Annotated in this window: 18 protein-coding genes, 1 pseudogene and 1 other annotated feature; of the genes and pseudogenes, 2 read left to right on the forward strand and 17 right to left on the reverse strand. The window is 50.9% G+C overall.

From position 1 onward, the window contains the following. Positions 1 to 59: 59 nt before the first annotated feature. Together BJU60_RS04625 and BJU60_RS04630 are read left to right on the forward strand one after the other, a co-directional pair. Positions 60 to 641, forward strand: a complete 582-nt coding sequence (locus BJU60_RS04625) for a DedA family protein (RefSeq protein WP_070327685.1) — start codon at positions 60 to 62, stop codon at positions 639 to 641. 125 nt (positions 642 to 766) lie between these two features. Beyond that, positions 767 to 1,543, forward strand: a complete 777-nt coding sequence (locus BJU60_RS04630) for an NUDIX domain-containing protein (protein ID WP_070327686.1) — start codon at positions 767 to 769, stop codon at positions 1,541 to 1,543. Positions 1,544 to 1,579: 36 nt separating this feature from the next. On the opposite strand, the gene BJU60_RS04635 is transcribed toward BJU60_RS04630, so the two are convergent. From BJU60_RS04635 to BJU60_RS04710, 17 genes and pseudogenes are all read right to left on the reverse strand, one after another. Further along, on the reverse strand, positions 1,580 to 2,866 hold the full coding sequence (locus tag BJU60_RS04635) for a hemolysin family protein (RefSeq protein ID WP_070327687.1): 1,287 nt from the start codon (positions 2,864 to 2,866) through the stop codon (positions 1,580 to 1,582). A gap of 16 nt (positions 2,867 to 2,882) precedes the next feature. Then, positions 2,883 to 4,172: a GTPase ObgE gene (gene obgE, locus BJU60_RS04640; protein ID WP_070327688.1), complete on the reverse strand. Its 1,290-nt coding sequence runs from the start codon at positions 4,170 to 4,172 to the stop codon at positions 2,883 to 2,885. Then, complete coding sequence (locus BJU60_RS04645; RefSeq protein ID WP_070327689.1) at positions 4,173 to 4,613, reverse strand: Spo0B domain-containing protein; 441 nt, start codon at positions 4,611 to 4,613, stop codon at positions 4,173 to 4,175. A gap of 66 nt (positions 4,614 to 4,679) precedes the next feature. Next, complete coding sequence (gene rpmA / locus BJU60_RS04650) at positions 4,680 to 4,961, reverse strand: 50S ribosomal protein L27 (protein ID WP_016508537.1); 282 nt, start codon at positions 4,959 to 4,961, stop codon at positions 4,680 to 4,682. A 12-nt stretch (positions 4,962 to 4,973) separates the two neighbouring features. After that, positions 4,974 to 5,309, reverse strand: a complete 336-nt coding sequence (locus BJU60_RS04655; protein WP_070327690.1) for a ribosomal-processing cysteine protease Prp — start codon at positions 5,307 to 5,309, stop codon at positions 4,974 to 4,976. Between the two features lie 5 nt (positions 5,310 to 5,314). Beyond that, complete coding sequence (gene rplU / locus BJU60_RS04660; protein ID WP_070327691.1) at positions 5,315 to 5,623, reverse strand: 50S ribosomal protein L21; 309 nt, start codon at positions 5,621 to 5,623, stop codon at positions 5,315 to 5,317. 15 nt (positions 5,624 to 5,638) lie between these two features. Next, positions 5,639 to 5,710 (reverse strand) — a sequence feature (ribosomal protein L21 leader region). 55 nt (positions 5,711 to 5,765) lie between these two features. Continuing rightward, entirely contained in the window at positions 5,766 to 7,091 is a 1,326-nt protein-coding gene (locus BJU60_RS04665) for a ribonuclease E/G (RefSeq protein WP_070327692.1), read from the reverse strand. Between the two features lie 41 nt (positions 7,092 to 7,132). Beyond that, a complete protein-coding gene (gene minD, locus BJU60_RS04670; RefSeq protein WP_070327693.1) occupies positions 7,133 to 7,990 on the reverse strand; it encodes a septum site-determining protein MinD in 858 nt (285 codons plus the stop codon). Positions 7,991 to 7,995: 5 nt separating this feature from the next. Next, positions 7,996 to 8,664 carry a septum site-determining protein MinC gene (locus BJU60_RS04675; RefSeq protein WP_236633412.1) on the reverse strand — a complete coding sequence of 223 codons (669 nt, stop codon included), beginning with the start codon at positions 8,662 to 8,664 and terminating at the stop codon, positions 7,996 to 7,998. Positions 8,665 to 8,669: 5 nt separating this feature from the next. Next, positions 8,670 to 9,164: a rod shape-determining protein MreD gene (mreD, locus tag BJU60_RS04680; RefSeq protein ID WP_083274026.1), complete on the reverse strand. Its 495-nt coding sequence runs from the start codon at positions 9,162 to 9,164 to the stop codon at positions 8,670 to 8,672. Position 9,165: 1 nt separating this feature from the next. After that, positions 9,166 to 10,056 carry a rod shape-determining protein MreC gene (gene mreC, locus BJU60_RS04685; RefSeq protein WP_070327696.1) on the reverse strand — a complete coding sequence of 297 codons (891 nt, stop codon included), beginning with the start codon at positions 10,054 to 10,056 and terminating at the stop codon, positions 9,166 to 9,168. Between the two features lie 13 nt (positions 10,057 to 10,069). Further along, positions 10,070 to 11,107: a rod shape-determining protein gene (locus BJU60_RS04690; protein ID WP_070327697.1), complete on the reverse strand. Its 1,038-nt coding sequence runs from the start codon at positions 11,105 to 11,107 to the stop codon at positions 10,070 to 10,072. Between the two features lie 200 nt (positions 11,108 to 11,307). Then, positions 11,308 to 11,751 (reverse strand): hypothetical protein, encoded by a 444-nt coding sequence (locus BJU60_RS04695; RefSeq protein ID WP_254281640.1) that lies wholly within the window; start codon positions 11,749 to 11,751, stop codon positions 11,308 to 11,310. A gap of 62 nt (positions 11,752 to 11,813) precedes the next feature. Continuing rightward, positions 11,814 to 11,966 (reverse strand): annotated as a pseudogene (locus BJU60_RS14975) (JAB domain-containing protein); the annotation flags it as partial. 133 nt (positions 11,967 to 12,099) lie between these two features. After that, the gene (gene ltrA / locus BJU60_RS04700; protein WP_438802334.1) at positions 12,100 to 14,025 is read right to left on the reverse strand and encodes a group II intron reverse transcriptase/maturase; all 1,926 of its coding nucleotides are present in this window, start codon (positions 14,023 to 14,025) and stop codon (positions 12,100 to 12,102) included. Between the two features lie 718 nt (positions 14,026 to 14,743). Further along, positions 14,744 to 15,235: a JAB domain-containing protein gene (locus tag BJU60_RS04705; RefSeq protein WP_070327699.1), complete on the reverse strand. Its 492-nt coding sequence runs from the start codon at positions 15,233 to 15,235 to the stop codon at positions 14,744 to 14,746. A gap of 23 nt (positions 15,236 to 15,258) precedes the next feature. After that, positions 15,259 to 15,846 carry a Maf family protein gene (locus BJU60_RS04710; RefSeq protein WP_070327700.1) on the reverse strand — a complete coding sequence of 196 codons (588 nt, stop codon included), beginning with the start codon at positions 15,844 to 15,846 and terminating at the stop codon, positions 15,259 to 15,261. Positions 15,847 to 15,929 lie beyond the last annotated feature (83 nt).

Below are 15,929 nucleotides of genomic sequence, written 5' to 3' on the forward strand. Positions count from 1 at the left end.
TCCGTTATACTGATGGATGGAACAAATTCCCTACTACGTATTGAAAGGAGTGATCTGTCATGTGGCACTTCCTCGAGCAACTCTTGGCCGGATGCGGCGTCTTCAGTATCCCGCTCGGCATCTTCATCCAAGTCATCCCAAACGAGCTCGTCCTCGCATACGGCGGTTATCTCGTCGGTTCCCTTGACGCGTCATTCCTGTTCATCTTTTTGCTCGCTTGGTCGGCTTTCGTCGTGTCCCAAGTCGCGTTGTATGGGATTGGCCGGTACGGCGGACGACCAGTCGCCCTGCGATTGTATCGCTCGTTTCGGATCAAGCAGGAGAAACAGCTTCAAGCCGAGTCGTGGTTTGAGAAATACGGGGCGTGGATCGTCTGCCTCAGTGTGATTTGGCGTCAATTGTTCGCCATCAGCGCCGGCGTGATGCGGTTGTCGTTCCGTAAATTCCTGACGATGACAACGATCGTCTTCGCGGTCTGGTCGTTCGTCTTCGTCAAAGTCGGCATGATGCTCGGCAGTAATTGGCGATACATCGGCGAATACACACACGGCCTGTTTCCTTATATCGGTCTCGGCATCGGCATCTTCTTTGTCGCCCGCTATATCCGCTCACATCCGAACTTCATGAAAAAGTCAGCCTGAACAAAAGTTCGGGCTGACTTTTTTTAAATAGAGGGTAAACTGATACGTATGGCGAATACGTCATAGTGAGGAAATCAATCTATTTCTAAAGCACAGAGACAGCAACCGTCAAAGGAGGAATTTTCATGTTCCATCGTCGAAAAACGTATACGATCCGTCCCGAACGCTTGCAAGAATTCACTGAGTTTTTCCATACATACCTGTATCCGATTCAGGTATCGCACGGCGCACGGCTCGTCGGCCGTTGGGTGACCGAGGACCAAACCGAGGTCATGGCACTTTGGGAATACCGCGACCGTGAGCACTACGAACAAGTCGAACGCGATTACCGCTCGAGCGCACTCCGTCGCGAGGCGATGAAGAAGCGGGCCCGTCTCGGGAAAGACTTGTACATCAAGTCGAGCGAAGAGTTCATGATGCCGACCGGGCACTACACCCCGCCGCGCACGATCGTCTCCGTGACCGCCTACATCACGAACGATGACGGCGAGGTGCTGCTCGTCAAAAACACGCACCGGAGCGACACGTACGAGATGCCGGGCGGACAGGTCGAAGAACACGAATCGATCATCGATGCGATTCATCGTGAAGTGAAAGAAGAGACCGGGGCCGACATCGAGATCGACGGCATCATCGGGATCTATCAAAACGTGTCGTCACGCGTCCTCTGCGTCTCGTTCCATGGGCGTTACGTCTCGGGCGACCTTCGTCCGCAAGCAGGCGAGACACACGAGGTCGGCTTCTTCCCGATCGATGCGTCGAACGTGTCGGACTACATCAAACGTGACCACTTCCAGATGCGTCTCATTGATGCGATCGACCCGACGTACATCCCGCACGCAATCTACAAGGTTCGTCCTTACGAGTTGCTCGAGCGCGTCGAGCGCCACCATACTGTCTAAACAAAAAGGAGATCGCCACGTGGCGATCTCCTTTTCTTATGCCTGTTCAGCCGATTCGGATTGACTCGTTTCGACTAACAGTTTGCGAATGCGTCGTTTTTCGACGTGGAGAACGGTGAACGTCATGTCCTGGTATGTGACACGCGCACCTTTCTCTGGGATGTCGCCGAGCAGCTCGACGATCCATCCACCCATTGTATTCGAGTCTATTTCAGGTTCTTTGATTCCCATCTCGTCAGCGAACTGATCGACGTCCATGTCGGCCATACACTCGTATACGCCGTCTCGAAGCCGTCTTAAGTAGACGATCGATTCGTCGTGCTCGTCCCAAATATCGCCGACGAGCTCTTCAAGCATATCTTCGAGCGTGATGAGACCAGCCGTCCCACCAAACTCATCGAGCACGATAGCCATGTGTGATTGTTTTTGCTGCAGGATCGGGAGCAGTTCGATCAATTTCGTCTGCGGTGACACGTACGTGAGCGGACGGATGAGCGCCCGCACATCTGTCACTTCATCTCGCATCATCGAGCGAAGGAAGTCACGTTCCGACAACACCCCGATGACGTTGTCAATCGAGTCTTTATAAACCGGGAGACGGGAGTGCCCCCCGCTAAAGATCGTGTCTTTGATCTCTTCGAGCGTATCGTCGATGTCGACGGCGAGAATGTCGATTCGCGGTGTCAACACGTCATCGACGGTGATGTCATTGAACGCGAAGGCGCTGTGGACGAGTTCAGCCTCGGTCTCTCCGAGCACACCTTCCTCTTCTCCCATATCGACGAGCACTTTCAACTCTTCTTCCGTCACCGACGGTTCTTTGTCGGCCATTCCGATCATGCGAAGCGTCAAGCGCTTGAGACCGGTGAACACAATCGTGATCGGTTTCAGCACTTTGACGAGGAAGACGAGCGTTCCGCTAATTAAGAGCGAATACTTCTCCGCAAACTCTTTCGCAAGTGACTTCGGCAAGATCTCACCGAAGATTAAGATGAGCACCGTCGTTGCGAACGTCGAGACTAAAAGTCCCGTCCCGCCACTAAAGATTGACGTGGCGATTGCCGTCGCTACGGTCGCTGAACCGATGTTGACAACGTTGTTCCCGACGAGGATCGTCGAGAGCGTATCGTCAAACCGATCGACGAGGTGAAGGACGCGTTTCGCGCCCTTGTCCCCGTCTTCGGCCATCCGGATCATCCGGACACGGTTAACGCTTGAGAGCGCGGTCTCTGCTGAAGAGAAGAAAGCTGACAAAAGAATCAAAACTGCATAAAGAATTAAACTAGACGAGGGCACAGGGTCCACGTTTACTTCACACTCCATTTCTTATTTTAAAAAATTATTCGACAAATTCGAATTCAAAATCAGAGATCGCAACGACGTCGCCATCTTGAGCACCTAGCTTACGAAGGTCCTCATCGACGCCCATTTGACGCATCTGACGGGCGAATCGTTTGATCGAGTCATCGTGATCGAAGTTCGTCATCTTGAATAGCTTCTCGATGCGCGGCCCCGTGATCACGAAGCGTTGGTACTCATCGACATGAATCTGATACCCTTTCTCTTCCTTCTCGTAACGATAGACGACACGTGGTGTGGCCGTTTTCGCTTCAAGCTCTTCAAGTGGGAATTCAGGTGTCGCGTCGACGAGATTAGCTACTTCGATGAGCAAGTTGCGAAGTCCTTCTTTCGCGAGTGCCGAGATCGGGAAGACTTTGACGTCATCGCCGACTTTCTGTTGGAACTCTTTAAGAAGTTCTGGCGCATCCGGCATATCCATCTTGTTGGCGACGACGATCTGTGGACGCTCGAGGAGACGTAAATTGTACGACTCGAGCTCACGGTTGATCGTCGTGTAGTCTTCGAACGGGTCACGTCCTTCGATCCCGCTCATATCGATCATATGGACGATGACTTTCGTCCGTTCGATATGACGCAAGAACTGGTGACCGAGACCGACGCCTTGGCTCGCACCTTCGATAAGTCCAGGAAGGTCGGCCATGACGAAGTCACGGTCGTCAGCTGTTTTGACGACACCGAGGTTCGGTGTGATCGTCGTGAAGTGGTACGCTCCGATTTTCGGACGTGCCGATGAGACGACCGACAAGAGCGTCGATTTCCCCACTGACGGGAATCCGACAAGACCGACGTCGGCGAGGAGTTTCAGTTCAAGACGCAACTCGCGCTCTTGGCCTGGTTCCCCGTTTTCAGCGATTTCTGGTGCCGGGTTCGACGGTGTCGCAAATCGACAGTTTCCGCGTCCACCGCGGCCGCCTTTAGCGATCGTGGCCCGTTGGCCGTGCTCGGTAAGGTCGGCAATGACAGTATCCGTCACTGAATCGAAGACGATTGTGCCTGGCGGGACTTTGACGACGAGCGGCTTCGCTTTACGTCCGTGCATCCCTTTCGACATTCCTTTTTCACCGTTATAGGCGATGAACTTCTTCGAGAAGCGGAAATCAACGAGCGTCCGTAATCCTTCTTCTACTTCAAAGACGACGTCGCCACCGTGACCACCGTCACCACCTGCTGGTCCACCATCTGGAACATACTTCTCGCGGCGGAACGCGACCATTCCTTTACCACCGTCTCCAGCTTTTACAAAAATATTCACCTGATCGACAAACATTTAATTCCCTCCTTTTAAACGAAACGTAGAACATTCTACAGTCTGTTCGTGCACTTCGTCTGACGTGAACACATCTCCCGGCACGTTGCCGAAGACGCGAACCGCCAGTCCGTCCGTGAACGTCACATGAATCGGTCCATCCGTTCCTGACAGAAGACGGACAAGTTTATCCGCCACGCGTGCGTCGTCCAACGACGCACGGTCGGTCGATACCTTATAGGTCAACCGCCCTTCCCAATTCGCCTGTATGATGACGAGACTAGTCGCCGGCATATTTAAGCGAACGAGCGCACTCTCCTCGTCGGCGTGCTGACGATAACGTTCGTACAGCTCCTCGAGTCTATCAGGCTCGAGCGCCGCATACAAGGAGATCATCTGAAGCCGATTCATCCATTCGTGACGGACGGTCGATAATAATTTCAGCGTTGCCTGTGAGTCCATTTGATCCTCTCCTAGTAAAAAAGACTCTAACCAAATAAGTGGCTAGAGTCTTTTGCGTGGTTCTACTTACGCAACTGGGTAAACGCTCACTTGTTTCTTGTCGCGACCAAGACGCTCGAAGCGTACTACGCCGTCAACTTTAGCAAACAATGTGTCGTCGCCACCACGGCCGACGTTTTCACCTGGGTGAATTTTCGTACCGCGTTGACGGTAGAGAATCGATCCAGCTGAAACTGTCTGTCCGTCAGCGCGTTTAGCGCCGAGGCGTTTCGAAATCGAGTCACGACCGTTTTTAGTCGATCCAACTCCTTTTTTCGATGCGAAGAACTGAAGGTTCAATTGTAACATGAGGTCCACCTCCTATTGTTCAATTTGGATATAATCACCGTAACTTTGGGCGATCGTGTCTAGTTGCACGAGCATCCCTTCTAATAACAGCTGGGTGCGAGTCATATCCTGCGGTGATAGTTCAGGATATGTCTCGACATAAAAGTAACCACCCTCTGTTTTGTCTGCCATTTCTACAAGAAGCGACTGGCCTGCGAGTACCTCAACAGCGTTATACGCCCCAAAAATGATAGCGGAAACGCCGGCACACACTAAGTCAGAACCGGGTTCAGCAAAGTTGGCGTGACCTGTCACTTCGACGGAACGAATCGACTTCGTCTCGTCTCGTCTGACCGTTACTTGAATCATAGAAATTACGCTTCGATTTTCTCGATGCGAACTTTCGTGTAAGGCTGACGGTGACCTTGCTTACGACGGTAGTTTTTCTTAGCTTTCATTTTGAAGACAGTGATCTTTTTCGCGCGACCGTGTTTAACGACAGTTGCTACTACTTTAGCGCCCTCTACGAATGGAGCTCCGACTTTAACATCGTCACCACCAACGAAAAGAACTTCACCGAATTCTACAGTACCCTCGACATCAGCATCGAGTTTTTCGATGTAGATCTCTTGACCTGCTTCAACTTTGATTTGCTTACCACCAGTTTTGATGATTGCGTACATATACGTGCACCTCCTTATTAAACTCAGACTCGCCATCCAGGGCAGGGCGAAACCGTTTCAACCCGTTCTGTGCGGTTGTAGCCATTTGGGTGCTTCCAAACGAACTAACGTTATAGATATTACCACTCTCGCGCGAAGCTTGTCAATGACGAGATACGAAGTTCTCACATTCCTCGAGTGTACCATGAAAAGCGACGTCGGGCTCTCCTTCTATAAAGAACACATGAAGACCTGACGCGTCCCAGACCCCGCCTTGCCACTTCGCCGGTAGCGACAGTACGACCGCCTCCTGTTTTCCGTCTAGCTCCATGAGCGTGCGCTCAAGCCGTGAGAACACGGCCAGCTTTGACGGTGAACCGTTATACGTCATCCGGTCTTGAATTGAACGTCCGGTCCGCTCGCGCGATAGTTCGAACAATCCCATCCGTGTGAAGCCGTACACTTCGACACGACGTGGGTCACGGGCCCCGAGTTCTTTCATTCGTTTCAAAAGTCGGTCTTGTCCGTCTTTTGATCCGCGTAAAAAGTCGATGACGACCATGCCGCCGATATTGCGCAGGCGGAGCTGTTCCATAATCGCATACAGCGCTGCCTCATTGATCGTGTCGGCGGCGCGCCCTTTATCTTTAACGGCGACGTTCTTGCCGCTGTTGACGTCGATGACGGTCATCGTCTCGACTTGTTCGACCAAGACGTAAGACCCGCCTTCGAGCCAGACGACACGGTTCTCGAGCTTCTCGATCGCTGTGTCTAAACGCGCGGCTTCTTTCATCCGGCCCTTGCCGACGTGGCGTTCGACCGGGACGTCGAGCCGCTTCAAACGCTCTTGCGCCTCTTTATCGTTCAACAGTACCGACTCGACCGAATGGCGCCGGACGAACTGCTCACAGAGCAGTTCGTCTTGACCGCGGCGCGCCGTCTCGACGTCAGTAGCCCGGGCCCGCAACAAGGCCAGCTCCTCGCGAAGCGCCTCAGGACTGGCTTGTCCTGATTCGGTCCGGAACAACACACCTTCCGCCTCATTGAGCGTGAACACTTTCGATAACCGGTCCTGCGTAGCGAGGTCGAGCTTACGGCTGAACAACTGCCGCCGTCCATACGGGAAGTAGACGAGATAGCGCCCTCCGAACCGAATGTTCTCGGTCACTTTGTGGTGCTTACCCCCGATGCCCTCTTTCGTCACTTGGACGAGACGTTTCTCCCCGACGACGGCCGCCTGACCGATGCCCAGTACTTCCGGGTAGACAGCGAGCGCCCGGAGCGTCTCGGCGATCGGCAAGAAAAACGTCGTCTCGCCGTTGACGAGGAAAGCGGCGCCGAGTGACGGATGGATCCGCTCGATCGCAGCTTCAAGGATCGTCCCGACCGAGAGCTGGTCGACAAAGCGCTCCTCGACTTCAAGCAGACGCTCGCCGTCGACGAGCATGGCCCGCTCGATCGACGGGGTCCGTTCATAGATGAGTTTCATACGAGCACTCCTTTCGACACAAAAAGGCAACTTTCGTTGCCTTAGGCTTTTTTCATTCCAAACTTCAATAGCAATCGTGCCCAAAATCCGGTCGGTTGTTGGTCCGTCTGGATGGACATGAGCGGCACCGACTCACCGAGAATACGGCGCGTGATGTTGCGATACGCTTGTCCGGCGTTATTGTCCGGGTTCATCGTCACCGGGACACCTCGGTTTGCCGCGGCGATGACTTCTTCATCATCGACGACGACGCCGAGCAGGTCGATCGACAGGATGCGCATGATGTCATCGATGTCGAGCATGTCGCCCGATGCGACGAGATGATTCTTCACGCGGTTGACGATGAGTTTAGGCGGCGCGACGTGTTCCGCTTGTTCGAGCATACCGATGATGCGGTCCGCGTCTTGGACGGCCGCCTTCTCAGGCGTCGTCACGACGACAGCCTCGTCGGCACCGGCGATGGCGTTCATGAACCCTTGCTCGATACCGGCCGGGCAATCGATCAAGACGAAATCATATTCCGTCTTCAACTGGTCGATGATCTCCTTGACTTGCTCCGGTTGGACCGACGTCTTGTCTTTTGACTGGGCCGCCGGCAGCAGATACATCTCTTCGAACCGTTTGTCACGGACGAGCGCTTGGTGCAGCTTGCACTGCCCGTTGATGACGTCGACGAGGTTATAGATGCTCCGGTTGTCGAGTCCTAGGATGATATCCAAGTTCCGTAGACCGATGTCCGTATCGACGAGACAGACCGAGTGTCCGGACAATGCGAGACCCGTCCCGAGGTTAGCGGTCGTCGTCGTCTTGCCGACGCCACCTTTCCCCGACGTCACGACGATGGCCCGACCTTTCTTCACTTCTTTTGCTGTATGTACAGGCTCTACTACTTGCTCCATCAAACTCACCCTCTCTGTAATTCCATTGCATATGCGTCTTTAAGCCCTGTCATGACTTGGCGGAGACGCGTCATTTCAATGCCATGATTCGTCTGATACGCGCAGCCCATCTCGATCTCTGGCATCTCGGTATCGTCGTCTGGCGTGAGCACGTGCTCACCGATCGCTAGAAACAGCGGATGCAACAGACTTGCGGTAATGACCGCGTCCTCCCATCCTTCGACACCGGCCCGGACATTTCCTCGTATCGTGCCTAAACAATAGATACTTCCTGTCGCCCGAACTTCAGACCCCGGATTGACGTCGCCGATAATGAGCACCGAACCCTCAAATGAGAGCACTTGCCCGCTGCGGATCGTCCCGCTATGGTAATGGAACGTCTTTTTCCCGTAAGTCGCTTTCGCCTCTTCGGTCAACATGACCTCGCTCGACAGCTCCTCGATATAAAAAACGCCATGACGAGCAACGACTTCACGAATTTGACGTGACAGCTCCTCGTCCAAATAACGAGTACCCGCGTGCAACTTGAGTGCAATCTCCCCAGAGGGCGGCTCCATTTCTTGTAACGTAGCCTCAAGCTCTCCGAGCACCTCATCGACGCCACTCCGTGGATTGAAGTGGATTGCAATACCGTTGCGATGTCCTTTTATCGTAATGTGTCGTTTACGCTCCATCATGGCTACCCTCTTTTCGCTACAGGGCGCACCGCCACGTATCGCGTCATCGGATAATAAAGAATCGCGATGGCGATCACATTGACGACGAGCGTCCCTGGAATCTGTTCAACTAATAGTGTTTGTATGGTCATGGTCGTCCCACCGACCGCTGCCATGATACCGTAAATCCCGAAGGAGAAGACGAGAATCATGAACGTGAACGTGATGACGACCGAGAAGAAGTTCTCACCTATATATTTTAACACGAAGCTGACTAAGAGAGGAATGAGTGAAAAAGTAAATAAGTAAATTCCGAGCAAGTCGGTGTAGACGATGTCATACAACAACCCGAATACGAGACCGAATCCGAGTGCCGACTCAAACCGGCCATACAAACCGACGTACATTAACCCAATCAACGTCAAATACACGAACGGCGTCGCGTAGTGCCATGAAAAGATGGCAGCCCATGTCCCTTCAATAAGAAAGAGGAGGAACAGGGCGATGAACACTTTCATGTTACTCACCCGCTGCTCCTCCTTCCTCGGGACCCGTCAAAAACGGTTCGTCTAGCGTTCGATCGATGACAAACATTTGCGAGAACTCGTTGAAGTCCGCCTCTGGCGTGATGCGGGCAACTTGAGACACGCCATATTCATCGGTCTCGATCGACTTCACCTTACCGATGACGAGACCGGCCGGATAACGTCCGCCGAGCCCTGACGTCGAGACGATCTCGCCTTCTTTCAACTTGACGCTGTTCGAAACCTTTGTGAAAAAGAGTTCGTTCGTCTCGCTGTCGAAGCCGTCGATCGTTCCGTACGCCGCTTTACCGTCCGCATCTTTGACGACCGCCGAGACGTTGTTCGTCCGGTTGTTGTCGCTCAGGAGCTGAACTTGTGACGTATAGGCGCTCGTTTGAATGACGCGTCCGACCATGCCGCCAGCGGCCGTCACGGCCATGCCTTTTTCAACGCCGCGTTCTTGCCCGACGTTGATCGTCACATAGCGCTGCCAGTCGTTCGGCGTGCGCCCGATGACCTCGGCCGGAATCAAATCAAAGTCACGGAGCGAGCTTTCGCCCGCCTCGACCATTTGACGCAACTCCTCGTTCTCACGGCGCAGGTCGTCAGCTTCGACGGACACTTCGGCGTATTTCGTCAAATGTTGCTTCAATTCACGGTTCTCTTCATAAATTTCACGGACGTTCGAAATCGAGGACACGGTACTATCCATCCAGCCGATCGGCACCGTGAACACCCGTTGGAACGTTCCGACCACATCACGCGTGACGTCTTGGTACCAGGCGGATTCCGACCGTCCTCGAATCGAAACCCCTAAAATGACGAGAAATAAGATGATACCGATCAGCGTGATGATGAGCTTTTTATTGCGTACAAACCGGCTCATCGCTTAACACCTTTCATCGGCGTGACGAGATGCCTGATTTTGAACGGAGGACGTCCATCATTTCAAGAGATTTTCCAGTCCCGATCGCAACGCAATCGAGCGGCTCATCCGCAATGAGTGTCGGGATGTGCGTCTCATCAGAGATGACACCGTCCAAGTTTTTAAGGAGCGCGCCGCCGCCTGTCAGAACAATGCCGCGGTCCATGACGTCGGCTGCGAGTTCTGGCGGTGTTTGTTCGAGCGTTTGTTTCACACCGGCTAGAATCGCGTCTACCGTGTCTGAAAGCGCCTCGCACACTTCAACTGCCCCTACTTCGATCTGTTTCGGGAGACCGGTCACGAGATCGCGTCCGCGGATCTCCATCGTTTCGTTTTCGTTCGACTCGTCGATGCGGGCCGAACCGATTTCCATCTTGAGCGCTTCTGACGTACGTTCCCCGATCATGAGGTTGTATTTGTTTTTAATGTAACGAATAATGGCGTCATCCATTTCGTCACCACCGACACGGATCGACTGGCTTGTCACGATGCCGCCGAGTGAGATCACTGCGACTTCGGTCGTACCGCCACCGATATCAACGACCATCGAGCCTGTCGGTTCCCAAACTGGGAGACCGGCGCCGATTGCTGCCGCGAACGGTTCTTCAATCGTGTACGCTTCGCGAGCGCCTGCTTGCTTGGCCGCATCTTCAACCGCACGTTTTTCAACTGACGTGATGCCACTTGGCACACAGATCATGACGTTCGTCTTCGATGAGAACAACCCGCTCTTCGATTTTTGTGCTTGCTCCATGAAATATTTGATCATCGTTGCAGTCGTTTCGAAGTCAGCGATAACCCCATCTTTCATCGGACGGCGTGCCGTAACGTTCCCCGGCGTACGTCCAATCATATCTTTGGCCTGATTACCTACGGCCTCAATTCTACCTGTATCTGTACGGAACGCCACTACGGACGGTTCACGAACAACGATTCCTTGACCTTTTACATAAACGAGCGTATTTGCCGTTCCAAGGTCGATTCCGATTTCTCGGTTAAAACTACGAAACATACGTACTGCCCCTCTCCTGGTTACACTAATTATTATTATAACGGAAAAATCATGTTTGAAAACGTTCAATCGATTACAGGTTATTTACAATCCCCTTCATCTCAGTCCTGTTCCACCGTATATTAGTGTGCCTGCTTTTCAACAAAAACGCAAATCAAAAAGCAGACGTCTGAAGGCGTCTGCTTAGATGAACCAATCATTTAAAGACCAGGTTGAAACGGAAGCAACAGCATTGCCGCATAAAAGACGACCGAAAAGATGAGGATCGGCCGAAAGAAACGGGACGGTCGCTCGCGCGTCGCACCCGCCAAAAAGCTCGCCATCGTCACGGTGAACAAATAAATCCCGACGTAAACGAAGATGAGTTGCGGGATGACACGCCACACTTGACTGTCTCCTGACGCATTTACCCAGGCGATGAACAGACCGATGTAGGCGATGAGCGACACAATTCCGAGTCCGACCCCGACGAGCGGCGGGTACCGGTCAAGCCAATGCCCGTCTTTTGAAAACTGTTGAAATAGCGCCATACTCACAAAGACGAACAACGCGAAGACGACGAGCGACAACGCGAACGGCTCGAGCGGAACAAAACTCGCGGCTAGCGCGATTCCAATCATAACAATCCAAACTAGTTTCTCCATACGAACACCTCGTCCGTTAGTATACCAAACTTCAAGAGGGATATGGGAAACGTCTCCTAATTTCACCCGTTCATATACCCACGTTGCTTCATACTCACATAATGGTCCTCGCCGATGATGACGTGGTCGAGGCAAGCGATCCCGACGATGTTGCCCGCTTCGACCAAGCGCTCGGACACTTCGATGTCTTCCCGGCTCGGCGTCGCGTCCCCGCTCGATAGCGATAGGTAGGGCTTTGAAGTTACCTCCGCCTTTTCCCCCGCTTCACACCGTGCGTGCAACTTTCATCGCACACGGCGTTCCATCGAATGTCTATTTATTTCATTTTCCTCAATCTTGTTTCAATTATTAGTAATCCCCATTTGTAATTGCTTTGTTCCCAATCAGTAGACGCAGTTTGTTTATCTTAACCAACTGTTCCTTATTTAAGTTGAGTGGCCTGATATATTTCTGGATAATTTCGCTTTCTGTTGAATGTACTAGCCGATGGACATCCCTAGTTATTAGCACTAGGTTGGAGTAGCTGTCGTCTTTTGTGACATTCCATAACGTCTTATGATGGCAGTCCATTTCAGTCAGAATTAATTCTTCCCCAGTTACCGCACACATACCATTTTGAGCAATGAAAAGTGAAATTCGATTGTCATTAAACTCTACTGATGCTCGTCCGTTTGCGACTGGGTGTTTCCTAATCCATTGCACTTTCCAGTCCGGGACAGCTTTTTGTTCCTGATGCATCAATTCCCGTCCTTCTTTGGTGAATTTATTTACACCATTTTTAGGCATTAACGCATTTTTTGTTTTGACAAATCCAATTGGTATGATGGGATACCCATTAATATATCTGGTCATTTTTGATTTTAAATAAGGCTTAATTCCTTTGTCTTTGATTGGATAGTTAGATGTTTTCTTAAGCGAAAATTGTTTCAACCTATTACGTTCAACTAACGTCAGTTGGTATTGTATTGGCATCAGACTTTCATTTACCTGTGTTGCGATTTGGTAATAGTTATGAATGCCAATAACCATACTATTGTAGATCTGAGCGTTTTTGATTAGGTCAGTTCCACTTGGAGCTTTTTGCATAAGTTTGATTTGGTCTTTGAGTTGCTTTTTAATCCTCGTTCGTGCTTTTTCTGCTATATGGGACTGACAGACAAACTTTTTACGTCCAAAACGGTCGGTTCCTTTACGTTCCATCTTCAATTCAAACCCAAGAAATTCACTGCTTTTCTTTTTCAGGTTTGTGATTTGAGATTTCTCTTCGGAAATCGGAAGATTTAGCCGTTCTTCCAACCACATTCTACTAGCCATAAATATTTTATTGGCGTTGGAGCGTGTTGTCGTAAAAATTTTAAAGTCGTCAGCATAGCGTACAATGTACATTTCTTTCAGTTTAGAAGTTTTACGCAATTGCTCATATCTATATTGATGACTATACAGTCCCGTTTTCTTTACAAGGTGGTCATTAATGTTTCGACATTTCTTACTTTCCCATTGATTCGCAATCCACCAGTCAAATTCATTTAGGTTGATATTAGCTAATAACGGAGAAAGTATGCCACCTTGCAGGGTTCCCTTTTTCGGATAAACAATTTTACCGTCTGGTAGGACAACTGGAGCTTTAAGCATCTTCCGAATAATAACGAGTAACTGCTTATCTCGGATGCCCATAGTCCATATTTGTTGCATTAGTTTTGAATGTTTTACTTCATCAAAGAAACCTTGAAGATCAACATCCACAACATATTGCATTTTGTTATTGTTAATCCGTCCTGCACAAGCAGAAATTGCATTCTCGGCAGATTTGGTTGGTCGGAAACCGAAACTGTATTTATAGAATTTAGCTTCACATATCGGTTCTAAAACTTGTAAGATACATTGTTGTGCTATTCTATCCCACATAGAAGGTATTCCTAACGGTCTGATTTTTCCATTAGGTTTTGGAATTTCCACCCGTTTAAATTTTCGAGGATTATAATGTACGAATCGTTTCTTTACAATGGCAATGAACTCGTTAGTACTCAGTTTTTCGATATCATTGATTGTAACTTTGTCTTCACCTGCCGTAGCACTTCCGTTATTTCGCTTAATATTACGGTAAGCGAGTAGAATGTTATCGTCTGAAGTGATAATCGACATTAGATTCGTAAATTGTTTGCTTTCTTTACTTTCTGCAAAAAGCTTATCTAACGTTTCGGTCATTCCATAATATTCAGCATGGCGTAACCGTGTGTTCTTCATTCTTGGGATTTTCTTATAATTTTCTTTCAAGGTTTATCACGCTCCAAACTGGACTCGTGACCTTTTTAGTCATACGAGAATCCTTGAGGTGATTGAGTTGAAATAAATAAATATTAATATACATTCGACTAGTGGCTATTGCTCGGCTCTCATTACAAGAACTTCAACGCTCATGCCACTACTCTCACTACCGTTAAAGGAAGTTATGGACGAATCCTTTCCTTCCTACCACTTCATCGAGTGTGTACTCTCCATGTCGGTAGCTTTCCACGTTCCCTTCACTCTATCCATATCTTAACTTAGGTGCTAGCTCTTGCCTGACGTCCTCTCCACCGCCTATAACGGTGCATGGAGCTTTCGAAACCACCATAGGTACTCGCCCACGGAACGTACTTGATTCTTTCATCAAGCCCACTCATTTCTGAGTTCTCCACTTACAGACATTTCATTCGCTAGTTCGTCAGTGTTTTACCACATTCTCACCATATTAAGCTTTTTACGACTCCCGACCTATCAGTTGTACCAACCACCTCTGGTTAGCTTTCGGTTACTAAAATTAGCACTACGACAACTTTCAGCCGACTTTACCGAGCTTCACACAATATCCGTATACACATTTGAATATTGCATGTCGGAGTATTAGAGTAGGCACTTCAAGGCGTTACCCTATCATTTTACCTATCGAGTGAAGAGTTCACGACTCTCTTCCAGTCTTTTGACTTTCAGACAGCGTGCGTAACCTTTTCAGTTACGAACGTGTCGCACGATGGTTATGCACAGCAATAAAACACGCTGCCGACAGCTTGAGCGCTTCGCGGAAGACGTCGCGCGGATGAACAATCGACGAATTCAACCCGCCGACGAACAACGTCTTGCGCGCGATCAATTGATTTTTCGTGTTTAAGTACAAACAGACGAAATGTTCTTGATTAAGTAGCCGGAGCTCATCACGCAGCAGCTCGTACGCGTCCTGCGGCGACCGGATCGTCGGCATGTCGACTTTCGGCTCCTCGACGTAACGGATGCCGATCGTGAACGCCGCGAGCAACTGCTCGGCTTTCTTCTTCGTCATCCCTTCAATTTGACAGAGGTCGTGCACGGACGCCTGTGACAGCGCCCGAAGCGTCGGATATACATCTGACAACCGCCGGGCCGTCGCCTGCGGGTCCCCGCCCCGTCCACCGATTTGAAGCAGTCTGGCAATAGCGGATTCAACACTTCGGTCGAGCACCATAGTCATTCCTTCACCTACTCTCGCATCATTCACAGAAAGCGCGGCGATACCCCGTGACGCTCGAGCGTCTCGACGAGCGGCCGGAGCGGGAGGCCGACGACGTTATAGTAATCCCCTTCGAGCCGTTCGACGAACAAACCGCCCGACCCTTGGATCCCGTAGGCACCGGCCTTGTCATACGGCTCCGACGAATCGAGGTAGCCGTCGAGCCAAGACTCCGGGATGTCGATGAACGTGACGTGCGTCGTCGTGACGAACAAGTCGTGCCGGTCTGGTCCGATGATGCTGACGCCAGTGAGCACTTCATGGGTCGCCCCTGACAAATGCTTGAGCATCCGGCGTGCATCATCGCGATCGTTCGGTTTCTCTAAAATCGTTCCGTCTAGGACGACGACCGTGTCCGACCCAATCACAATCGCGTCGCGGTTGTCCCGGGCGACGTCCATCGCTTTCTCACGGGCGAGACGTCCGACGTACTCGTCCGGATGCTCACGTCCGTCAGTTCCTTCGATAACGTTTGACGGGATCACCTCGTGCAAAATGCCGGCTTGTTTCAACAACTCGGTCCGCCGCGGCGACATCGAGGCGAGGATGACACGTTTCTGTGTTGTGTTCATTGTATCGACTCCTTCCATACTTTCGAAACGGGCTTCCTTGCCGTTTCACGCTTCTCTGTTGATTGTAGGCAAAGCGTCACCCG

It is taken from the genome of Exiguobacterium aurantiacum (assembly GCF_001766415.1).
Lineage (GTDB): Bacteria > Bacillota > Bacilli > Exiguobacteriales > Exiguobacteriaceae > Exiguobacterium > Exiguobacterium aurantiacum_A.